Annotated in this window: 13 protein-coding genes; 7 read left to right on the top strand and 6 right to left on the bottom strand. The window is 63.9% G+C overall.

Going from position 1 to position 18312, the window contains the following annotated elements; all coding sequences use genetic code 11:
* Positions 1–5: 5 nt before the first annotated feature.
* Positions 6–914: an NAD(P)H-hydrate dehydratase gene (locus tag ACP7BV_RS01855; RefSeq protein ID WP_426100907.1), complete on the top strand. Its 909-nt coding sequence runs from the start codon at positions 6–8 to the stop codon at positions 912–914.
* A 222-nt stretch (positions 915–1136) separates the two neighbouring features.
* Complete coding sequence (locus ACP7BV_RS01850) at positions 1137–1667, top strand: hypothetical protein (protein ID WP_426100905.1); 531 nt, start codon at positions 1137–1139, stop codon at positions 1665–1667.
* Positions 1668–1738: 71 nt separating this feature from the next.
* Here the strand turns inward: ACP7BV_RS01850 and ACP7BV_RS01845 are convergent, their stop codons facing one another.
* The 3 genes from ACP7BV_RS01845 to ACP7BV_RS01835 form a co-directional block, all read right to left on the bottom strand.
* Entirely contained in the window at positions 1739–4972 is a 3234-nt protein-coding gene (locus ACP7BV_RS01845; RefSeq protein ID WP_426100903.1) for an efflux RND transporter permease subunit, read from the bottom strand.
* A gap of 1 nt (position 4973) precedes the next feature.
* Positions 4974–6116: an efflux RND transporter periplasmic adaptor subunit gene (locus ACP7BV_RS01840; RefSeq protein WP_426100901.1), complete on the bottom strand. Its 1143-nt coding sequence runs from the start codon at positions 6114–6116 to the stop codon at positions 4974–4976.
* 177 nt (positions 6117–6293) lie between these two features.
* Entirely contained in the window at positions 6294–6716 is a 423-nt protein-coding gene (locus ACP7BV_RS01835; protein WP_426100900.1) for a divergent PAP2 family protein, read from the bottom strand.
* Positions 6717–6869: 153 nt separating this feature from the next.
* Here ACP7BV_RS01835 and ACP7BV_RS01830 point away from each other — a divergent pair, with 153 nt between their 5' ends.
* The 3 genes from ACP7BV_RS01830 (at position 6870) to ACP7BV_RS01820 (ending at position 8757) form a co-directional block, all read left to right on the top strand.
* Positions 6870–7919, top strand: a complete 1050-nt coding sequence (locus ACP7BV_RS01830) for a DUF475 domain-containing protein (protein WP_426100898.1) — start codon at positions 6870–6872, stop codon at positions 7917–7919.
* A 59-nt stretch (positions 7920–7978) separates the two neighbouring features.
* Positions 7979–8344 (top strand): hypothetical protein, encoded by a 366-nt coding sequence (locus tag ACP7BV_RS01825; protein ID WP_426100896.1) that lies wholly within the window; start codon positions 7979–7981, stop codon positions 8342–8344.
* A gap of 89 nt (positions 8345–8433) precedes the next feature.
* Positions 8434–8757 (top strand): hypothetical protein, encoded by a 324-nt coding sequence (locus ACP7BV_RS01820; RefSeq protein ID WP_426100894.1) that lies wholly within the window; start codon positions 8434–8436, stop codon positions 8755–8757.
* Between the two features lie 113 nt (positions 8758–8870).
* Here the strand turns inward: ACP7BV_RS01820 and ACP7BV_RS01815 are convergent, their stop codons facing one another.
* Positions 8871–11612, bottom strand: a complete 2742-nt coding sequence (locus tag ACP7BV_RS01815) for a polysaccharide deacetylase family protein (RefSeq protein WP_426100892.1) — start codon at positions 11610–11612, stop codon at positions 8871–8873.
* A gap of 209 nt (positions 11613–11821) precedes the next feature.
* Here ACP7BV_RS01815 and ACP7BV_RS01810 point away from each other — a divergent pair, with 209 nt between their 5' ends.
* A complete protein-coding gene (locus ACP7BV_RS01810) occupies positions 11822–13618 on the top strand; it encodes an alkaline phosphatase D family protein (RefSeq protein ID WP_426100890.1) in 1797 nt (598 codons plus the stop codon).
* A gap of 266 nt (positions 13619–13884) precedes the next feature.
* On the opposite strand, the gene ACP7BV_RS01805 is transcribed toward ACP7BV_RS01810, so the two are convergent.
* Together ACP7BV_RS01805 and ACP7BV_RS01800 are read right to left on the bottom strand one after the other, a co-directional pair.
* Complete coding sequence (locus ACP7BV_RS01805; protein ID WP_426100888.1) at positions 13885–16146, bottom strand: hypothetical protein; 2262 nt, start codon at positions 16144–16146, stop codon at positions 13885–13887.
* A 327-nt stretch (positions 16147–16473) separates the two neighbouring features.
* Positions 16474–17463, bottom strand: a complete 990-nt coding sequence (locus ACP7BV_RS01800; RefSeq protein WP_426100886.1) for a serine/threonine protein kinase — start codon at positions 17461–17463, stop codon at positions 16474–16476.
* Between the two features lie 107 nt (positions 17464–17570).
* On the opposite strand from ACP7BV_RS01800, the gene ACP7BV_RS01795 reads away from it, so the two are divergent.
* Positions 17571–18266, top strand: a complete 696-nt coding sequence (locus ACP7BV_RS01795; protein WP_426100884.1) for a UPF0149 family protein — start codon at positions 17571–17573, stop codon at positions 18264–18266.
* The last annotated feature ends 46 nt before the right edge of the window (positions 18267–18312 follow it).

Below are 18312 nucleotides of genomic sequence, written 5' to 3'. Positions count from 1 at the left end.
TGCCTGTGTCACACACCCACATGATCAGTCTCGATGCTGCGGCCCTGCGCGGCTGGCCGCTGCCCATGCCCTCGCACGAAGGCGACAAGGAAGACCGCGGCCACGTGCTGGTGCTGGGCGGCTCGCGCGAAATGCCGGGCGCCGTCATCCTGGCGGCCACGGCGGCGCTGCGCGCCGGCGCCGGCAAGCTGACCATTGCCACCGGCGCCAGCGTGGCGCAGCTGGTGGCGCTGGCCATGCCCGAGGCGCGCGTGATCGGCCTGCGCGAAACAGCCGACGGCGGTTTCACGCATGAAGCAATGGCCGAACTCGATCCGCTGGCCGACAAGGTCAGCGCCATCCTGATCGGGCCGGGCATGCAGGATGAAATCGGCACCGCCGAACTGGTGCGCGCGCTGCTGCCGCGCCTGGCGGGCGCCAGCGTCATCCTCGACGCCTGCGCCATGGGCATCATCCTCAATCCCGACTTGCCCGACGACGCCCCGCCGTTCCGCTTCGAGCAAGCCGTCATCGTCACGCCGCACGCGGGCGAAATGGCTCACCTGACCGGCAACACCAAGGAAGAAATCGGCGCCAATCCGCAAGCCATGGCCACGGGTGCGGCGCAAACCTGGCACGCGGTGGTGGCGCTCAAGGGGGCGCGCACCATCATCAGCGCGCCCAACGGCGACATGTGGCAGCACGAAGGCGGCAATGTCGGGCTGGCCAGTTCCGGCTCCGGCGATGTACTGGCCGGCATCATCGCCGGCCTGGCCGCGCGCGGCGCAACGCTCGAGCAGGCAAGCTGCTGGGGCGTGGCATTGCACGCACTGGCGGGCGAACGGCTGGCGGCGCGCATGGGCCTGCTGGGCTATCTCGCCCGCGAATTGCCGGATGAAATTTCTTCCCTTATGGCACAGGCCGCTCTCGGCTGAATCCGTTTCTTTCCCGCCGCGCAATTTCGTCCTTTGATCTCGATCAAATTGCGCGGGCGTGGACGTCTATTTACCCTCGAACCGCAAAAAAAGCCGAACCCTGAGAGAAGTTACGCGTCTAAATTTTCACAGTCATATTCGTGCATCAGGACTCAAGTGCGGGACTGAAATGCGTCGTCCAACACCCGGGCGGCATCAACTGACGTGAACGAGGAGTAAACGATGAAAGCACTTTCAAATGCACCAAAAATCCTTTTGGCTGCGGCCCTGCTGACCGCCATGCTCGGCGCTTGCAAGCGCAATGACACCACGCCCGCCACCACGGGCGATACCACCACGCCGGCCACCACCTCAGGTACCAGCGGTACCAGCGGTACCAGCGGTACCAGCGGCACTGGCGGCGCTACGGGCACCGGCACCACCGGCGATACAGGCACCAGCGGGACGAGCGGTGGCACCAGCGGTACCAGCGGTACCAGCGGTGGCACCAGCAGTGGTACCAGTGGCACCGGCGGGACCGACACCAGCGGCAGCGGCACCACAGGCACAAGTGGATCGTCCGGAACCAGCGGTACCAGCGGCACCAGTGGTACCAGCGGCATGACGGGTAGCGGCACCAGCGGCACCAGCGGCATGACGGGCGGCACCAGCGGAAGCGGCACCTCGGGCAGCGGCACCTCCGGCAGCGGCACCAGCGGCACCTCCGGCAGCGGCACCACCACGCCGCCAGAGCGCAACGGCACGCGCCACTAAAGATTGCGGGCGCCGATCAAGCAAAAAAAAAGCCCGCAGAGTTTGCGGGCTTTTTCTCCAAAAAATATGGCTTACATCTTGTTCAACACAACCGGTACCGCGCCCGGCGCACGACGGCCAGTTGCCGTCCGCACACCCAGCATGATGGTGCGGTAGACAAAGCGCACCAGCAGCAGCGTCAGGATCATCTCGACCAAGGTCACCAGGAAGGCCCACAAACCGTTGGACCGCGCGGCCCGGCGTTCAAACTTGGCGAACATTCTGTCGCGTGAGACCTCGATGCTGTCGTAGAACGTCGGCACGACCAGCAAGGTTAGAATCGTCGAGGTGATCGTGCCGCCGATAATTGCAATGGCCAGTGGACGGTAGAACTCGCCGCCCTCGCCCAGCCCCAGCGCCACCGGGATCATGCCGGCGATCAGCGCAAAGGTTGTCATCAAGATCGGGCGCAAACGCATGCGGCCTGCGTCCATCAGCGCCTGCTCGCGGTCAAAGCCGTCCGCCTCGCGCCGGCGCGCGGCGTCCAGCAGCAAGATGGCGTTCTTGGCGACCAGGCCCATCAACATGATGATGCCGATCATGCTCATCAGGTTCAAGGACTGGCCGGTGATCTTCAGCGCCAGCACCACGCCGATCAGCGACAGCGGCAACGAAATCATCACCGCCATCGGCGCCGTGAACGAGCCGAACTGAATGACCAGGATCATGTACATCAGCGCAATGCCCGACGCCAGCGCAACCACCATGTTCATCATCAGGTCGTTCTGATTCTTGCCCGAGCCACCGAGTTCACGTCCATAGCCGGGCGGGAAATCGAAACTGTCGGCCAATTTCATCGCATCCTTGGTCACTTCGCCGCTGGAGCGGCCCTGCGCGTTGGCCGAGACCGAAATGGTGCGGTTGCCATTCTTGTGTTCAATGCCCGACGGGCCCTTGCCCATCGTAATCTTGGCAATCTGGTCCAGCGGCACCATTTCGCTGGTGCCCGTCACGGCGATCGGCAAGCGTTCGATGTTCTCGGCGTTGACCCGGTCCTCAGGGTGCAGGCGCACCGCCACATCGCGCGACTCGCCGGTCGGGTCGACCCAGTCGCCCACTTCCACGCCGGCAAATGCCACCCGCAAGGACTGCGCCGCATCATTGACGGAAATGCCCATCGAATTGGCCAAGCCCCGGTCCATTTCAATTTTCAATTCATTTTTCGGATCCTGTTCAGACAGGCCGACGTCGACTGCGCCAGGCACGTTGCGCAGCTTTTCCATAAAGGTGTTGGCAATTTCAAGCAGTTTGCGCGAGTCGGGACCGGTAAATTCAATTTGAATCGGCTTGCGCGAGCCATTGTTCAAGTCGTCCATCACCACGTATTCGGCGCCCACCAGCGTCTTGATTTTTTCACGCAACTCGACCGCAATTTCCTTGGCGCTACGGGTGCGTGTGCGCTTCTTGCCGATATCGATCCGCACGCGACCGCCGCTGGCGTCCACGCGGCTATTGGTTTCCTTGACTTCCTTGATCTCGCGCGCCATGGCGGCGGCGCTTTCCATTTTCAGGCGGGCATATTCCACGCTCGACGAGGCGGGCGTGCGCACGGTGATCATCAACTGGCCGGAATCGGTCTTGGGCAGAAATTCGCTGTCGCCCTTGAGAACCTGCAGCGCGATCGCGCCGACAAAGGTGACCAAGGCAAGCAGCGCCATCCAGACGCGGTGATGCAGCGCCCAGGCAATGACTTTGCTGTAGCGGTTGGCCTGCTCATCGAACCAGTGATTAAAGCGCTGCAACACCCGGCTGATGCCCGTTTTTGGCAAGGTATGGTGGCCGACCGGGTCGCCCCAGTAAGCCGACAACATCGGGTCGAGCGTGAAGGAAATGACCAGGCTGACCAGCACCGAGCACGTCACGGTCAGGGCAAAGGGACGGAAATATTCGCCCGAAATACCCGGCATGAAAGCAACTGGAATGAACACGGCAATGATCGAAAACGTGGTCGAGGCAACCGCCATACCGATCTCGGCGGTGCCGTTCAGGGCCGCGGTGCGGCGGTCCGACCCCAGCTCCTCCATGTGGCGCACAATGTTTTCGCGCACCACGATGGCGTCATCGATCAGCACGCCGATCGCCAGCGACAGGCCGAGCAGCGTCATGAAGTTGAGCGTGAAGCCGCACAGCCACACGGCAATAAAGGCGGCCACCACCGACGTTGGCAGCGACAGCGCGGTAATGAGCGTCGAGCGCCAGGAATTGAGAAAGGCGTAGACCACGAAAATGGTCAGCACCGCGCCGAAGATCAGCGACTCGATGACGTTATTCAAGCTTTGCTGCGAACGCTCGCCGGCGTCGTCGATGACTTCGAGCTTGGTGCCCGGCTGCAGTTCCTTGGCCGTTTCCATTTCCTTGACCAGCGCCTTGACCTTGTTGGCGACAGACACCGTACTTGCTTCGCGCGAACGGCTGACCGAAATACCCACGTTCGGCTTGCCGCTGCGAATCGACAAATTGTTGACGTCGGCAAAACTGTCTTTGATTTCGGCCACCTGGGCCAAGCGCACGATTTCGTCGCCGCGGCGCTTGACGACGATCTGCTGGAATTCTTCAGGCGTCTCGATGCGCCCGACCAGGCGGATGCTCTGCTCGTCCAGGCTGCCGCGAATCTTGCCCACCGGCGCATTGGTATTCTGGTTGCGCAGCGCCAGCACCACTTCGCCGACCGACACATTATATTCACGCAACTTGGCCGCCCGCAGCAGCACCGACAGTTCGCGCTTGAGCGCGCCGCCCACGTTGACGATCGACACGCCGTCGATCGAACGGATGCGGTCGGCAATGTTGTCTTCGGCCAGCCGCGAAATTTCGGCCGCGCTCTGGGTGCTCGACGACAGCGCCAGCTGGATAACGGGTTCGGACGCCGGATCGGCGCGCTGCAAAATAGGCTCGCGCATCTCGGTGGGCAGCTTGTAGCGCACCGCCGCGATCGCGTTGCGCACTTCATCGGACGCTTCGATCAAGTTCTTGTCGAAACCGAACTCGATGAAAAACGTGGCGCTGCCTTCGTTCGAGTCGGACTCGATCTTGCTAACGCCGGGAATGCTGAGGAAGGATTTCTCAATCCGGTTGACCACTTCGCGCTCGACGGTGTCGGGCGAGGCGCCGGGATACGGCACGTTGACGATAATGAAGGGAATATCGACGTCGGGATTCTGGTTTACGCGCAGCTTGGACAGTGCCAGCAGCCCCATGGCCATCATCGCGATGATCAGGACGACGGTGGCGATCGGCCGCTTGATGGAGAAATCGGATAAAAACATCTTATTTCCCCTGCACGGCAACTGGCGTAGCGGCGGCGGCAACCTTGGCGACCGTCATCTGATACTTTTGGCCATTTTTGAGCGACGAATTGGGCGTACGCAGCACAACGTCGCCAGCGGCCAGGCCACTACGCACTTCCAGGTCGCCCGTGCGGGCATCGCGCGCGCCCAGCACCAGGTCGGCCTTGCTCAGCACATTACCCTTCAGGCGCCAGGTGTAGGCCTTGTCGCCCGCTTTCACCAGCGAGCTTTCGGCCAGCATCAGCGCGTCGGTGCTTTCGGCCTCGATCCGGCCCTCGCCAAACAAGCCCGACACTTTCGGCTGCGGCGAGCCGGGCGCAAAAGCGACCAGCACTTCGACCTGGCGCGTGACTTCATTGGCGGCTGGATCGACCCGCTTGACGATGCCGCGAAATTCCTGGCCGGCATAACCGTTGATCTTGAAGGTGACGTTCTGGCCCACCTTGACCGCGCTGATGCGGTCGGCCGAGACGCGCCCTTCAAAGCGCATGCTGGTCGTATCGATGATCTTGACCAATTCCTTGCCTGGCGACGCGGTGTCGCCGGCCGACACCTTGCGGTCGCTGACCACGCCGTCGAACGGCGCGCGCACCAGCGTGTGGGCCAGTTGCAGGCGGGCGCTGGCGGCGCGCGAGCGCGCTGCGGCCACTTCACTGGCGGCGGCGTTGCGGCGCACTTCGGCGTCATCCATTGCCTGGATCGAGGTCATGCCGGAGGCGCGCAGTGTTTTCATGCGGGTAACCTGGCGCTCGGCCTGCTCCAGCGCCTGCGACGACGAACGCGCCGACGCCTCGGCCGAATTGAGGCTGTCGCGAATGGCCGCTTCGTCAAGCTTGACCAGCACATCGCCTTTTTTGACGACATCGCCGTTTTCCTTGAGCACTTGCAGCACCAGTGCGGAAATTTCGGCCCGTACGTCGGCCTTGCGCTCGGGCTGAATGGAACCGGTCACGACGGGACCGGAGGCCAGCGAATTGGAATGCACGGTCAGGATATCTTCCGGCGCAATGCTCAGCACTTTCGGCGCTTCTTCCTTGCCGTCCTTCTTGTCCGCGTCATTCGGCTTGTTGCAGGCGGCCAGGGCCGCCGCGATGGCGAGGACAAGAAATGTTTTGCGCAGCATGTGATTCTCCGGAATGAACAATATTGAAACTACCAGCGTACAAGTATCCCAAAGGCACCCCAGGGCGTCAATTGCCTTGCCTGTGTACTGCGGTTTTGGATGACTGAACTGCGCAATTAGGGGGATGAGCTGCAATTGAAGTAGCATGAATTGCTCCCGCCCATTGCCTATTGAAACTTAGAAAGACTTAAACAGATAAAAAACGGCGAAGCCCATGCCGACGCCGGTGCAGATGCCCCCGCCAATTTCGACCAGCGTATGGCCCATCCGTTCCCGCAAATGGGTGTGCTCGGCGGCGCCGTTGGCGAGGCGGTTGATCGCGCTGGCCTGGCGTCCCACGTGCTGGCGCAAGCTGTTGGCGTCGATCATGACAATAAAGCCCAGCGTGACCGCCACCCCGAAAGCCGGATGGCCCATGCCTTCGCGCAGCGCGATCAGGGTCGCCATGCTGGTGACCACGGAACTATGGTTGCTTGGAAAGCCGCCGTTGCCGACCAAATTGAACGCCCAGCGGCGCTGGCGCGCGCTATTGATAAGAAACTTGATCGGGCCAACCACCAGCCAGGTCAGGAAGGGAGTGACGAGGTAACTGATATCCATTGATGCCTTCTAAAAATCGATGCGGTAGATGCTCGGCAGAATTATCGCAGATGACCGGCGCCGCAGCCACATCCGCTGCACCTCGGCCGGCCCCGCTACGGTTAAACTGGCGGGAGTGTGTCATTTCGGCGAACACGACGGCAAAGGAACAGCATGAAGCATTTCAGATTATCGGTAGCGGTGACCATTGTATTGATGGGCCTGGCTGGATGGTGGGGCTACCATCGCCACGGCATGCCCGGGTTGCTGTCGGCGCTGTGGATTACGGCGGTGCTTGGCATCCTCGAAGTGTCGCTCTCGTTCGACAACGCAGTCGTCAATGCCTCGGTGCTGCGCCACTGGGACGCGTTCTGGCGCAAGCTGTTTCTGACGGTGGGGATCATGGTGGCCGTGTTCGGGATGCGTCTATTCTTTCCGCTGCTAATTGTCTCCGTAGCGACGGGCCTGGGCATGGGCGACGTCTGGCACATGGCGCTCGACACGCCGGACGTGTATGCACACCACCTTGGTGCCAATCACGCCCAGGTCGCCTCGTTCGGCGGCGCCTTCCTGCTGCTGGTTTTCCTCAACTTTTTGTTCGACGAAGAGCGGGAACTGCATTGGCTGGGATGGATCGAACAGAAGGTCGGGCAGTACGGCAGCGAAGGCTTGGCCGTGTTGGTCACCCTGTGCGCCGCGTTTGGCGCCATGTCGCTGGTGCCTGCGGCGAGCAAGCTCAGCGTGCTGGTGGCGGGCGTGCTTGGCGTAGTGGTGTATGTGGGCGTCAACTGGGTCAGCGGTTTGCTGGAAGAAGAGGAGCACGACCCGGTACTAGGCAAGATGATTTCGCGCGGCAGCATTGGCGGCTTCCTGTACCTGGAAGTGCTCGACGCATCCTTCAGTTTCGACGGCGTGATCGGCGCCTTTGCCATCACCAATGATGTTGTCATCATCATGCTGGGGCTGGCCATCGGCGCCATGTTCGTGCGTTCCATGACGGTGTATTTGGTCGATAAGGGAACCTTGCAAGAGTTCGTGTACCTGGAACACGGGGCGCACTACGCCATCGGCATCCTGGCGCTGATCATGTTCGCCAGCGTGACGTATGACATCAAGGAATGGGTGACGGGGCTGTCGGGCGTGGCGTTCATTGCCGTGTCGCTATGGTCATCGCTGCGCTATAAAAAGCAGCAGGAAGCGCTGGGCTTGAGCGTCGAGGCTTGATAAATCGGCCATTAGTGGCACAATAGGCGCGACCTTTAACCAACCACAGTCTATACACCATGCCAAAACGCGTCTTGTTCCTGTTTCTGTCACTGCTCGGGGCCGTTCTGGTCCTGCTCTCCCTGTACACCTGGTTTACGCTGAGCTGGTCGTACTCCGAGGGCGAGCGGGCCGGCTATCTGCAAAAGTTTTCCAAAAAAGGATGGCTGTGCAAGACCTGGGAAGGCGAAATCCTGCTCTCAAGCATGCCCGGCGCCATTCCCGAGCGCTTCCCGTTTTCGGTGCGCGATGACCTTGTCGCCAAGGACTTGCTGGCGGCAACGGGCAAGCGCGTGGTACTGACGTACGCGCAGCACAAGGGCGTGCCGTCATCCTGTTTCGGCGAGACCGAGCATTTCATCGAGAAAGTGGCGGTATCGCCTTGATGGCGACGACGCCGCTGACGCTGGTGTGAACCTGGCGTTGTGAGCGCTCCTGGCACGGCTCTTTACCAGCGCTTGCGCAGCATATGAACATGCGCAAGCGCGCCTACAACCAGGCAAATCAGGACAACAAGGTCTGCCACGACGACACGGGCAATCTGCGCGTTATGGCTTCCTGCAGCGGCCGCAAGAATGAGGAACGAAACGACGCTGAACAGTCCTCCAACAAAGGCAATGGATTGCAGCGCAGGTTTGAAGGCAGAGAACAGCAAAAAGCTGCCAACAAGGCCCTGGCGTCCGACTCGTTGTTGAAAGCAAATGCAATCGTCCTGGGTGCCGTCGCACCTATCCGGACCGGTGTATTGCGCTTCGCCCAAAAAATACGGCCCAATATGCACCACTGCAGGCGAGCATGATTGCACCACCGCCAGATGCGTGCGGCGGCGGAGCGTTTGCGACAAACCGCTACATGTAGGTGGCCAGCCCGATCAGCATCGCTTCCTTTGAATAACTTTCAAAGCCACAGCACTTACAGCTTCTCCAGCTGCTGCTTGACATAATCGGCGCCCGCACCCGTGGGCGCGAGCGCCAGGTACGTTGTGTAGGCCGCCTTTGCTTTCGCGCTTTCCCCCGCCCGCAATTGGGCGTCCCCCAGATTGCGATACGCGACCGAGCGCGACGGATCCATCTTCACCGTATTGTCAAACCAGCGCGCCGCCTCCTTGTACTTTTCCTGCTTGTAAAACACAAAGCCCAGATTATTTGCCGCCAGCGCAAAATCAGGGCGCAGCTTGAGCGCCTCGGTAAATTCCGCCTCGGCCTGCACATACTGCTTTTCCTTGTACATCTGCAGCCCGCGATCGTTCGCCCGCTGCGCCAGCTGGCGCATCGACGACGGCACCGCCTGCGGCGTCACCAGTTTTTGCTCATTGCCTTGCAAATCCTTGACGGTTACCGGCGTCGCTGGCGCCGCCTTGCCCGGCTTTTCCTCCGCCTTGGCCACCGGTTCCGGCCGCGCCGCATCAAGCTTGGAATTGAGCGCAATTGCCTCGCTGGACAGCTGCGCGCTCTGCGGACTAAGGAACTCGGTCTCGGCCGGCAGCTCGAACACGAAGTCGCCCCCTTCCGAACCCGGCAAGCTGCCGAAAGCCGGCGTCTGATTCGACACGCTGGCCACCGCCGGCGCCACATAGGCCGCCAGTTCAGTGGCGGTGATCAAGCCGTCGCCATTCAAGTCGCCCTTGCCCGCCAAACCTTGCAGCAAGGTCCAGGTGAACACCGAGTGCCCGTTCGGCCCGCCGTCCGACACCAGCTGGTCGACCCCGCCGGCAGTGAGCATCTGGCGCCCGGTGCGTTTCGCGTTATCGCGCAAAAAGTTGCCGGCCCCGCCGCCGCGCGTCAAGCCAAGGCCGCTGTAGCAGGCGTCCATCACGAACAGCACGTGCTTGGCGGTGAGACTCTCGCCGATATTCTGGATCTCGGTCATGGGAATGGCGTCGGTGGCAAACTGCGCGGGGTCCGAATCGTAGGGCACGATGTAACCCAGGTCGCGCCCGGAACTCAAGTGCCGGGTGGCGCCGTGGCCCGCAAAAAACACGAAGATGCGGTCGTTCTTTTGCACCCCGCCGTGCGCCAGCCGGTCATGGAACGCGGCCAGGATGCCGCTGCGCGTGGCGGCCGCGTTTTCAAGCGCGACCACGCGCTCGGGCGCGAAGCCGAATTTGTCCACCAGCGTCTGGCGCACCCCGCGCGCGTCGCGCACCGCGTACTGCAGCTTGGGCCACTTGGGGTAGTCGTCGATGCCGATCACAATGGCCCACGAATTGGCATAGCCCTGGCTGGCGGGCGCCGCCGGCGGCGCCATCGCGGCGCCCTTGGCGGTCTTGAAAGTGGTGCCGTCCCAGCCGGCGAACTGGTAGCCGTCCGCAATCAGGCGCTCCAGGATGGCCGGCAGCGCCTTGACCGCGCGCGCGTGGATATCGTGGAACAGGATGATCCCGCGCCCTTCTTTTTCAACCGAATGGAGCACCCGTTCGGTGATCGAGGATGGCACCGGATCGGCCCAGTCGAGCGAATCGATGTTCCACATCACCGAGCGCAAATGGGCGCCCGCCAGCGTGGTCAAGCCTTCCTTGTTGCGCGCGCCGTAGGGAAAGCGGAACAGCTCCGAGCGGTCCTTGTCGACCGCTTTGAGCAGCAGGTCGGTATTGAAGATCTCGGCTCGGAGCTTTTCGCCGGTTTCCTTGGACAGCTGCGCGTGCGTGTAGCTGTGGTTGGCCAGCACGTAACCGGCCCGGCTCAACTTGCGGCTCACTTCAGCGCCGGCGTTCAGTGTGGCCTTGCCGTCCGCGCCCACGGTGCCCAGGTTGGTGCCCACGTTGAAGAACACGGCCGGCACATTGTACTGCTTGAGGATGGCGGCGATCTCCTCGCTGTAGCGCCGGTGCGGGCCGTCGTCAAAGGTCAGCACCACGGTCTTGGGCGGCAGGCCGGCCCCGAAAATCTCGCCCGCTTCCTCCCTGCCGGGTGCGCCGGCGGCCGGCACCTCGGGGCGCGGCGGATACGGCAGCACCACGCCGTGCTCCTTGAGGATCGCTTCGCGGCTGTGCAGCGTCTTCAGGTAAGCGACGTAGGCTTCCCACTTCTCGCGTTTCAGTTCAATGCCACGCTGCTCGTAGCGCCCGAAGATCTGGCGGATCTCCTTTTCGTAATTGTGTTCGATCTCGGCGAGCGCATCGACGTCCTCGGAGACGCGCTTGTGCAGTTTGATGGCCGGCAGCGACGAGTCGCGCGCCACGTCTGCCAGCAGCGCCTGCAGCAGTTCGCGAAAGGCCAGCCGGTCGGCATCGTACAAGCTCTTGTCGGACTCGATGAACTCGAGCAGGCCATGCAGGATGTCATAGCGGTCGGACCGGTTCGACGCGAGCAGCGCTGCCAGTTCGCTCTCCAGCGCCACGCCGCGCGCCTGGTTTTGGTGAAACAGCTCCTGGCCCACCTCGGTGGTGTGCGCGCGCTGTTGTACGGTCAGTGTGGCCTCGTCGGCCAGCAGCACGATGATTTTGCGGTAGTCGGTCAGCAGCTCCTTGACGCCGCGCTCGAGCAGCGCGCCCTTGGCCGGGTCGGCCGGCGCCGGGGCCACTTGGTTGCCCTGGGCGACGGGCGCGGACAGTGCGACCGGCGGCGCCGGTGGACGGGCGGCGAACAGCGCGGCAGCGCCGATGGCGCCGGCGGCGGCCACTGCGGCGCCGATTCTTGCGGGTTTGGAGATCACGATAGAGCCTGTGGGTCGAATGAGTGCGGTAAAGGTGCGTAGATTGTATTGCAACATTTGGTCCAAGGAAAGGTGAGCCGTTCGCCGCTGTGGCGCAATCGCGCAAGCAGCTGTCATCAATGCGCAATACCAGCGCGCCGCAGTTGGCTAAGCTCATGGCAAAAACACCACGTGATGGCAAAAACTACAATCCCCAGGAGACAAACCGTATGGATCGCCGTTCATTCTTACGCAGTTCGATGTATTTCACCGTGGTGTCGGCCGGCGCCAGCCTGGCCGCCTGCGGCGCAAGCGACAACAGCGACGACACCGCGCAAGCGCCGGCCGGGTCCTTTGCATTCCCGCTCGGCGTCGCCAGCGGCGACCCGAAGGAGGCGAGCTGCGTCTTCTGGACCCGCTGCCTGTCGAGCCATGGCCTCGAAACGGTGCCGGTTAGGCTCGAAGTGTCGAGCGCCAGCACCTTCGCCACGCTGGCCGCATCGGTCGACCTGTCCGCCACGCGCCAGTACGACTACACGGTGCGCGCGAAAGTGACGGGGCTTGCGCCCGGCACGCGCTACTACTACCGCTTTTGCGCAGGCCAGGACAAGAGCGTCGCCGGCCAGACCAAAACGGCGCCGGGGGCCGCGAGCGCGCCGGCCAAGATGACATTTGCCTGGATGACCTGCCAGGACTGGAGCGTGAACCACTGGGCGGCGATGGACCTGATCGCGGCCGAAGAACTCGATTTTTTGGTACACCTGGGCGACTACATCTACGAGACGGTGGGCGCCACGTTCCAGAGCGGCGCGGCGGAAGCGGCGCACGGCCGGATCACGCTGCCCGACGGCACTGCGCGCAGCGGCGCCGAAACGGGCGTCTACGCCACCAGCCTGGAAGACTACCGCACGCTGTACCGCACCTACCGCGGCGACGCGCGCCTACAGGAACTGCACCGCAAGTTCCCGATGATCGCGATCTGGGACGACCACGAGTTTTCCGACGATTGCTGGCAGGACCACCAGACCTACAACAACGCCAACACGCGCCAGACCGAGCGCCGGCGCAGTGCCACCCAGGCCTGGGCCGAGTACATGCCGATCGACTTTGGCGACGTCTCGTTCGACCTGGGCAAACCTGGCCACGAGAACATCCGCATTTACCGCGACTTCCGCTTCGGCACACTGATGCACCTGGTGATGACGGACCAGCGCCTGTACCGCGACGACCATGTGGTGGGCGAAGCCGAACTGGCAACGCTGACCGGCCACGATCGGCTGCAGGGCGACGACAAGATCGGCGCGCGTTATTTTGTGCCGCTGCCGGTGCTGCAGCAGTTCGAGCTGATCGACAGCCAGGTGCTGGGGCACGCGCCGTCGATCCTGGGCCGGGCCCAGACCGAGTGGTGGAAGGACACGCTCAAAGGCGCCACCGCAAGCTGGAAAGTATGGGGCAACGAAGTCACGCTCAACCGCATGCAGATCGACCTGCGCGCTCTAGCCCCGGCGCCGTACGACAAGCAGTACGTGGTCAATGCCGACGCCTGGGACGGCTACCCGAGCCACCGCGCTGACTTGATGACATTCCTGAAGGCGAACAGCATCAAGAACGTGGTGGCGATCACGGGCGACCTGCATGCGTTCCAGTGCGGGACCATCCGCGACAATGCGCATCCTGCGGTAGGCACGCCCGTGGCGGTCGACTTTGTGGCGGCCGGCATCAGCAGCGACTCGTTCTACCGTTATCTGCGCGACGGCGCCGGCGCCACGCCGCTGGCGCCGCTGGTGGCAACGCCGGCCACCTTCGACGCTGTCATTCGTGGCAATAACCCGGACTTTGCGTATGCCGATCATGACGCGCAGGGGTTTGCGGTGGCCACCGTGACGGCGGCCAGTTTTGTGGTCATGTTCAACAAGGTCAAGCCCTTGAATGCGGATGGCAGCAAGCCGGTGTCGCCGCTGCTCAAGCGCACCCGCATCACGCTGGCGTCAGGGTCGACCAGCCCGGTGGTGGAAGACAACGTGTGAGGTCGGAAAAAGCGTTGGCCCGCTTCCGCAAGGCGCCCGGCCTCTACAGCGTGCCTCTGACGCGTAGGTCGAAAAAGGCCGAAGGCCGCATTCCGACAAGCGCCGTCGAGACACTTGCCGCAACCAGGGCCTTGGCCTTGCCCTTGACCTTGACCTTGACCTTGACCTTGGCCTTTACCGCCCTACGGCAATCACCAAGTCGGCTCCGCGCGCCAGCAGCACCAACGAGCAGGCGAAAAAAAAGCGGCGCATGCGCCGCCCGGCATTTACACTTTCACTGGCATCGCCGAAGGCTGGCTCAAGCGACCGATGACCTGGTGCGTCATCGTGGCCGACGTTGCGCGCTGCACTGCGCCGGCGGCGCTTTCGACCTGCTCGAGCCGAATTGCCTGCTTGGCCGCCACCAGCGTTGCCGTATCGGCTTCCAGGCGGCGCGACTCCAGTTCCAGCAACAGCTGCTTGGCCTCGGCCATCTCGCGCGTGGCGAGGGCCGCCTTGCGCTGCATCTCGGCGTGCGCCTGGGCGCTGTCAAGCAGCAAGCGCTGGGCGTTGCGCTTGTCGACGGCCGACTGCGCCGCGCTTTCCTGGGCCGCCTCGAGCTGGCGCGCCATGTCGGCCTGCTCCTGCTCGGCGTCGGCGCGCAGGCGGGCCGCCTTGCATGCTGCCTGCTCCGACGCCACGCGCGCCGCGATGGCCGCGTTGGCGCGTTCGTCGGCGGCGGCCTTGTGGCGCTGGGTCGCCAAGGTCTGCTCAGTCAGCGACAGCGAAGCGCGTTCGGCCGCCAGCGTTTGCGAGGCCAGCTCCAGCTTCAGCTTTTCATTGTGGGCGCGCTCGGCCTGGACCCGGCCCAACTCGGACGCCATGCGCAGCTGCGCGATGACCGCGTCGGCCGCTGCCGCCTTGTCGGCCGCGGCGCTGGCCGTTTGCGCCAGCAGCGCGCTGGTGCTGTCAATTTCCGCGCGCTGCGCCTGCTCCAGGCGGCGCTCCGCGTCCGCCATCTGGCGCATCAGCAGCGCCTGCGCCTGTTCCGCATCGGCGCGGGCGTGGGCGGCGGCCGCCGCCTCCTGTTCGGCCGCCAGCCGCTCTTGCAAGCGCACCAGTGCGCCCTGCTCGGCCAGCGCGTGCTCGTGCTCGGCATGGGCCAGCAACGCCGACTGCGCCGCTTTTTCGCTTGCCAGCGCCGCGCTTTGTTCCTGCAGCGCGACCTGTTCGGCGATCGACGCCACCAGCGACTGCTCGGCATCATTCTCAAGCGCGGCCGCAGCGGCCGACGCGGTGGCCAGCGCCGCGCGCTCCTCGGCCAGGGCGCGGGCGCGCTGCTGCTGCTCGGCCTCGAGCGCGGCGGCGGCGGCGGCGGCCTGCTCGGCCAGTTTGCGTTCAGCGGCCTTTTCGGCGGCAATGCTTTCCGCTTCCACCCGTGCGTGCACTTCCAGGCTGGCGTCGTCTTCGGCCTTGGCGCGCGCCAGCGCCACTTCGCGCAGCTTGCGGTCCACTTCAATGCGCGCTTCGGTCGCGCTCATGATGCGCGCCTCGGCTTCGCGCCGCGCCTCGGCGCTGGCGGCCGCCATCTGTTCCAGGCGCTCACGGTGCATTGCCGCGTCGCGCAATTCCTTTTCCGACTGCAGACGCAGATGGATCGATTTGGAAGCCATCCGCTCGGACTCGGCCTGGGCGATCGCGATCGCCTCGCGCTCCTGTTCCACGTGGGCCAGGGCGCGCGCTTCCTCCAGCGCGCGCGCTTCGGCCACGGCGCGGGCAAAGGCGGCGGCCAGCGCCACCTGATCGGCCTTTTCGCGCTGCACCGTCAGCTCCAGCGCTTCGGCCTCGGCGTCGGCCAGCAGTTCGGCGGTCTGGCGCGCGCCGCGCGCCTGGCGTTCGCGTTCGCGCGCCAGCGTGGCCACGCGCGCGTCGGCGCTGGCGATGTGCAGCACTTCCTCGCGCGCCGCGTGAACGGCGGCGACCCGCTCGACCGCCTGCAGGCGCGCCTGTTCGGTGTGCAGCATCAGCTCGTCGGCGGCGCGCGCAGCCAGTTCGGCCATGACCGCTTCCGCTTCGATCTGCTCCGCGGCGCGGCGGCGCGCCTCCTCCTCGGTCTTGGCGCGCGCTTCGGCGGCCAGCTTGATCTGGGTATCGGCTTCGACGCGGGCGCGCAGCTCGGCCGTTTCCAGGCGCACCGCTTCGAGCCGCTCCAGGCTCGCCTGCGCGGCCAGGCGCAGCGTCTCCAGTCGGTCGCGGTTGGCTTCGATGGCCTCCTCCGAAGCTTGCGCATTTTGCAGCGCGGCGGCGGCGGCGGCGGCATCCATCGCGGCGCGCTCTTCGGCCAGCGAGCGGGCGCGGGCCTCGGCATGGGCCCGGCTCTCGGCCGCGCACGACGCCTTGGCCTCCGCCTCGACGCGCGCAATCGCCTCGTGAATGGCCCGCATTTCCGACTTGGCCCGTCCTGGCGCGCCGGCCTGCGCTTGATTGTCCGCCACCGGCAAAGCAATGGTGATATCGGCGTCGTCGTGCAGGCAGGCTGTGGATTCCATCGTCTTCTCGCTATAAGAGCCCTCCGCAGACGGGTAGGCGTACAGCGATTATCAGGCGACCGGCCGATTGGCGGCGTACCGAGCAGAAGCCTAAAACCCGCCCAATTCGCCAGATGGCAATTCTTTTTTAATTGGGGTCAGACCTCCGATTTTGTGCAATATTGCCAATTTATAACGCGTTATCCGATACTTTATTTAATTCGTCATTGCCGAGTATTACGAAGCGACACCAAGATATTGACTAGCGAATAGCAACCGTCAGGCCAGCTGAGAAATCGCAGCCAACCGGAAATGTTGAACAATTGAGGTCTGACCCCGATGTTGTTGTCAGGCGGGCCAGAGGGGGGGCTCGTCCATGAGGGCGATTTGCTCGCGCAGTTCGAGGATTCTGTCTTGCCAGTAACGTTGGGTGTTGAACCACGGGAATGCGGCGGGAAAGGCGGGGTCGTCCCAGCGCCGTGCCAGCCAGGCGCTGTAGTGGATCAGGCGCAGCGTGCGCAGCGCTTCGACCAAATACAGCTGGCGCGGCTCGAAGTCGCAAAAGTCTTCGTAGCCGGCCAAGATGTCGCTCATCTGGCGCACCATGTCGGCCCGCTCGCCCGACAGCAGCATCCACAAATCCTGGATCGCCGGCCCCATGCGGCTGTCGTCGAAGTCGACGAAATGGGGACCGTCGCCCGTCCACAGCACGTTGCCGGCGTGGCAGTCGCCGTGCAGCCGCAGCGACGGCGTCGCGCCGGCCCGGTCGTAGCAGCGCCGCACGCCATCGAGCGCCTGCGCGGCCACGCTGCTGTACGCAGCGAGCAGCTCGGGAGGAATAAAGTCGTGCGCCAGCAGGTAGTCGCGCGGCTCGGTGCCAAAGGTCTCGATGCTCAGCGCGGGCCGCTCGGCGTAGGTGCCAAGCGCGCCAACGGCGTGGATGCGCCCGATGAAGCGCCCGCTCCACTCGAGCGTGGCCGGGTCGTCCAACTCGGGCGCCCGCCCACCCTTGCGCGGGAAGACGGCGAAGCGAAAGCCGCCAAAGCTGTGCAGCGTGCCGCCGCCCAGCGTCAGCGCCGGCACCACGGGAATCTCGCGCTCGACCAGTTCATCGACAAAGCGGTGCTCTTCCAGGATGGCGGCGTCGCTCCAGCGCGCCGGCCGGTAGAACTTGGCCACCACGGGCGGCCCTTCTTCCATGCCGATCTGGTACACCCGGTTTTCGTAGCTGTTGAGCGCGAGCAGGCGGCCGTCGGAAAACAGGCCGACGCTGTCGAGCGCGTCGAGCACGCATTCGGGGCTGAGGGTGGCAAACGGGTGCAGCGGCGGTGTCTCCATGCGCGCTATTGTACGGCCCAAGCTTGGCGCGCGACCAGCGAATAAGTGCGTCGATCGGGCCCCGACGCGTTAAACTAGCGCCTTCAACGACGATTAAGAGCCCCGCCATGCAACTCGACCAGCCCCTTTCAGAAAAAGAATTCAACGAACTCGATCAGTTTTTGCTGTCGGACCGCTCGTCCGACGACGCGATGACGATGGATACCCTGCACGGCTACATGACCGCCATTGCGATCGGCCCGGAAACCATCATGCCGGCCGAATGGCTGCTCAAGGTCTGGGGCGACGATGCGGCCGCGGCGCCCAAATGGAAAAACGCCAAGGAAGAGGAGCGCATCGTCGAACTGATCATGCGCTTCATGAACGAGGTGCTGGTGACGTTCGAGGTGGCGCCCAAGGAATTCGAGCCGCTCTTTTGCGAGCACGAGGAAGACGGCGAAACCCTGATCGACGCCGAAGCCTGGTGCTGGGGCTTCTGGGAAGGCATGGAGCTGCGAGCCGGTTCGTGGGACCCGATCTGGCAGTCCGACCTGGCACCCCTGATGCGCCCGATCTACCTGCTCGGCGCCGACGAGATCGAAGAAGCCGAACTGGCCGAAGTCGACAATCCGGTCAAGGGCCACAAGCTGGCCGTCGAGATCGAGGCGAACCTGCCGGCCATCTACAAGTTCTGGGTTCCGCTGCGCAAAGGTCCCGTGCAAACGCTTAAGCGCGACGAGCCGAAGGTCGGCCGCAATGACGACTGCCCTTGCGGCAGCGGCAAAAAATACAAGAAGTGCTGCGGCGCCGACGGCGCAGAATAAGCCGCCCCGCATCAAGCCAAGCCGCCCGCAGTCTAGGCGGCTTTTT

Source organism: Massilia sp. TSP1-1-2 (assembly GCF_049896185.1).
Classification (GTDB): Bacteria; Pseudomonadota; Gammaproteobacteria; order Burkholderiales; family Burkholderiaceae_D; genus Telluria_A.
The sequence above is the reverse complement of the archived record's forward strand: the minus strand, read 5'-3'. Positions and strand labels throughout refer to the sequence as shown.